The following is a 3,479-nucleotide window of genomic DNA, read 5'->3' as shown; positions in this document are numbered from 1 at the left end:
CGGCTGGCTGGCCGCGCTGCGGTTCCATCCGTGGCGGATGATCCACGCGGCGTGGGAACTCGACGACGCCGCGAGCCTGCTCACCTGCGGCGGGGCCCCCTTCATCGCGCGCATGGCCGGCGCCGCCCTCGGGCCGACGCTCTTCGGGCTCGCCGCCGGCGCGCTCGGCGGCACGCTCGGCGTGCTGATCTTCCGCGCGACCCCCGTCGGCGCGCCGCCCGCGGCTTCGGCGTCTCCGTCGTCGTCCTCGTCGGCGTCCACGTCCGGGTCGGCTTCGGCGTCTCCGTCCTCGTCGGCGTCCTCGACGACGCCTCCGTTTCCGCCGGCCGCGGGGATCTGAGCGGAACCGGCGCGGCGTCGCGCGCCGCGGCCGAGGAGGGAATGGCGGAAGCGTGTGGGAATCGAACCCACCCCCCGCCGGCGCAGCCGACGGGACGACTGGTTTTGAAGACCAGGAGGGCCACCAGGCCCCATTCGCTTCCGGGACGATTGGTCGTGCGGTCCGGTCATTGTACGGCATAGGAACGAGCGCGCCGGAGACTCCGCCCGGCGCGCCGCCGCTTCGCGGAACACTGTCCGCCTGCGCCCCGGCGCGTCTCCGTCCTCCAACGGAAAGCGCGTCTCCGTGCGCTTCCGCGCGGGCCGTTTCCTTGCGCTTCCGCCCCGCGTCGCCGTTCGCTCTATAGTCGGGTTTCGCGGCGCGCAGGGCGCCGCGCGGAGGGCGGAACGATGAAGGCGAAGCTGATCGCGGCGGCGGTCGCCGCGGCGCTGATCGGAGGCGGGGCGGCGCCGGCGCCGCTCGCGCCGCTCGACTTTCTGATCGGCGAGTGGACCGGCGGCGGGAGCGGGGCGCCGGGCGCGGGCGTCGGCGGGACGACGTTCGCGCGGGAACTCCAAGGGCGCGTCGTCGTGCGCACGAACTTCGCCGACTATCCCGCGGGCGGCGAGCGCGCCGCGTTCCGCCACGACGACCTGATGGTCGTCTACGTCGACGCCGACGGGCGGCTCAAGGCCGACTACTTCGACGACGAGGGGCACGTGATCCGCTACGCCGTGCAGGCGCGCGAAGGAGGAGGCGTCGTCTTCGTCGGCGAAGCCGCTCCCGGGACGCCGCGCTTCCGGCTCACGTACGCGCCCGACGCGGACGGCGTCGTCGCCGGGACGTTCGAGATCGCGCCGCCGGACAAGCCGGAGGCGTTCAAGACCTACTTGAGCTGGACGATGCGCCGCGCGCCGGCGAAGAAATAGAGCGGGGGACGGACGCGGCGGCCTCCGTCGTCGGCGCGGGCCGTCGCCCCGCCGGGCGGCGGACGTTCCGCTCTCGAGGCGGCGCTCCCGACGGCGCCGAAGACGGTCAGCGCGCGCCGCAGTTCTGGCGCTCGGTCTTGTCCTTGGCCTTCGCCTCGGCGACGGTCTGCCACTGCATGTTCGACGGATCGTCCGGCCCGCCGCAGGCGAGCGGCTCGACGTGGTCGATCACGTAGCCGGGGCAGCGGCCGCTCGTCTTGCCGGTCGCGGGGCAGGGGTGCTCTTTCTGGAAATCGTGCTTGGCGCGCGAACTGCGCTTGATCCGCCCGCGATGGTCGCGCTTGACCCCCTTGACCGACTTCGTCGCCGCGGCGCGGCGCGCGCGCAGCCCGGCCTCCGCGTAGGACGGAGCGTCGCCGAAGGCGAGGAAGAGCGAGAGCGAGACGAGCGCGGCGGTCAGCGGTCCACGGTGCATGGCGGAATCCCCCGCGCGGATTGTAGCGCGGAGACGGCGCGCCGCGTCGCGGCCGAGCGAACCCGCGCGCCGACGACGGCGGGCGACGCGCCGCGCGGACGTCGGGCGCGGTTCGACGGTTCGGTTCCGTCGCCGCGCGTCCCCGCGCCGCGCTACGATCGGCGCGCGCCCGCGCGTCGGGCGCGGGAGACCGGACGCATGTTCATGTGGGACCCCTCGGCCTTGCTCGGGATCGCCCTCCGCGCGGCGATCGTCTACGTGCTGCTTCTCGTCGGCATCCGCCTCGCCGGCAAGCGCGAGATCGGACAGCTGACGCCGTTCGACCTCGTCGTGCTGCTGCTGATCAGCAACGCCGTGCAGAACGCGATGACCGGACCGGACACGAGCGTCACCGGCGGCGCGGCGGCCGCGGCGACGCTGCTGCTGCTCAACGCCGGCGTCGCGGTCCTGCGCCAGCGCTCGTGGCGCGTGCAGCGGTTCGTGGAGGGGATTCCGCTGCCGCTGATCTCGCACGGCGAGATCCTCGTCGCCAACCTCGCCCGCGAGCACCTGACGCGCGACGAGCTGCTGGCCGCGCTGCGGGAGCACGAGGTCGCCGACCCGCAACAGGTCGCCTTGGCGATGCTCGAGGTGGACGGATCGATCAGCGTGATCCGCGTCGATCCCGACGACCCGCGCCACTACCGGAAGACGCGCAGGCGCCTTGCGCGGCGCGCCGTGCCGCGTCCGTAGCGCGGCCTCCCGCGAAGGCCGCGGCGGCGCGCGGCGGGATCGGAGCGGCGGCCCGCTCGGCCCGGCGGACGACGTCAGGGCGCGGCGCGGAAGGAGCGGGCGTAGCGGACCGCGCCGGCGGCGAAGCCGCGGTGGCGCGGCGTCCAGCCGAGCAGGCCGCGGACCTTCGAGCCGTCGATCCGCTGGTCCAGCGCGAGGCACTCGGCGATCGGGCCCATCGCGCGGAGCGCCTCGTCGAGATCGGTCGCGACGGTCCGGCCGCCGGCGCCGACCGCCTCGCTCGCCGCGCGGGCGCAGTCGAGCACCGTCGTCTCGGCGCCGTCCACGACGTCGATCGTCTCCCCGCCGAGCCACGATTCGGCGGCGAGGACGTAGACCCGCGCGAGGTCGTCCCGGTGGACCATCGCCCAGTGGTTCTCGCCGTGGCCGACGATCCGCGCCGCGCCTCCCTTGAGCGCGCCGTCGAACCAGGCCGCGGTGAGCCCGCCGGCGCCGCCGTAGACGCACCCGGGGCGGACGACCAGCGTGCGCAGGCCGCGGCCGTCGTCGGCGCCGCGGACCAGCGCCTCGTGCTCGGCGCGCCGCGCGACGAAGGGCGGGGGGGCGATCGGCGTCGTCTCGTCCATCGTCCGGCCGCGCGACTCGCCGTGGACCCAGACGCCGCTGGTGTAGACGACCAAGCGCGGCGCGCCGGGGCGGGCCGTGCCGAGCAGCGTCTCGATCGTCTTCCGGTCGAGGCTCCACGACTCGGGGCCGTACTCGATCGCCGCGTGGACGAGCACCTCGCAGCGGGCCGCGACGTCGCGGTAGCTCGCCGGCGACTGCATCGAGCCGACGACCGCTTCGACCTCCATCGCGGCGAGGAACGCCCGCTTGGCCGGGTTGCGCGTCAGGCCGCGGACGTCGTGGCCGGCGCGGGCGAAGGCGGCGGCCACGGCCGATCCGACGAAGCCGGCGGCGCCGGTGACGAAGACGTTCATCGCGGCCTCCTTGGGGACGGCTTGAAATCTACGCGGACCGCGGG

At 75.1% G+C, this 3,479-nt stretch carries 5 protein-coding genes and 1 tRNA gene; 3 read left to right on the top strand and 3 right to left on the bottom strand.

Annotation, left to right across the window (positions count from 1 at the left end):
- A partial coding sequence (locus LLG88_11385; GenBank protein MCE5247503.1) for a hypothetical protein occupies positions 1-340 on the top strand: 340 nt, incomplete at its 5' end.
- 42 nt (positions 341-382) lie between these two features.
- On the opposite strand, the gene LLG88_11380 is transcribed toward LLG88_11385, so the two are convergent.
- Positions 383-482 (bottom strand) — tRNA-Sec (locus LLG88_11380).
- 247 nt (positions 483-729) lie between these two features.
- Here LLG88_11380 and LLG88_11375 point away from each other — a divergent pair.
- The gene (locus LLG88_11375) at positions 730-1,248 is read left to right on the top strand and encodes a hypothetical protein (GenBank protein ID MCE5247502.1); all 519 of its coding nucleotides are present in this window, start codon (positions 730-732) and stop codon (positions 1,246-1,248) included.
- 106 nt (positions 1,249-1,354) lie between these two features.
- Here the strand turns inward: LLG88_11375 and LLG88_11370 are convergent, their stop codons facing one another.
- Entirely contained in the window at positions 1,355-1,723 is a 369-nt protein-coding gene (locus tag LLG88_11370) for an HNH endonuclease (protein MCE5247501.1), read from the bottom strand.
- 198 nt (positions 1,724-1,921) lie between these two features.
- Here LLG88_11370 and LLG88_11365 point away from each other — a divergent pair, with 198 nt between their 5' ends.
- Complete coding sequence (locus LLG88_11365) at positions 1,922-2,455, top strand: DUF421 domain-containing protein (protein MCE5247500.1); 534 nt, start codon at positions 1,922-1,924, stop codon at positions 2,453-2,455.
- A gap of 74 nt (positions 2,456-2,529) precedes the next feature.
- Here the strand turns inward: LLG88_11365 and LLG88_11360 are convergent, their stop codons facing one another.
- Positions 2,530-3,435, bottom strand: a complete 906-nt coding sequence (locus LLG88_11360) for an NAD-dependent epimerase/dehydratase family protein (protein ID MCE5247499.1) — start codon at positions 3,433-3,435, stop codon at positions 2,530-2,532.
- Between the last annotated feature and the right edge of the window lie 44 nt (positions 3,436-3,479).

Source organism: bacterium (genome assembly GCA_021372775.1).
Classification (GTDB): Bacteria; Acidobacteriota; Polarisedimenticolia; order J045; family J045; genus JAJFTU01.
This window is presented reverse-complemented; position numbering and strand designations above follow the sequence as displayed.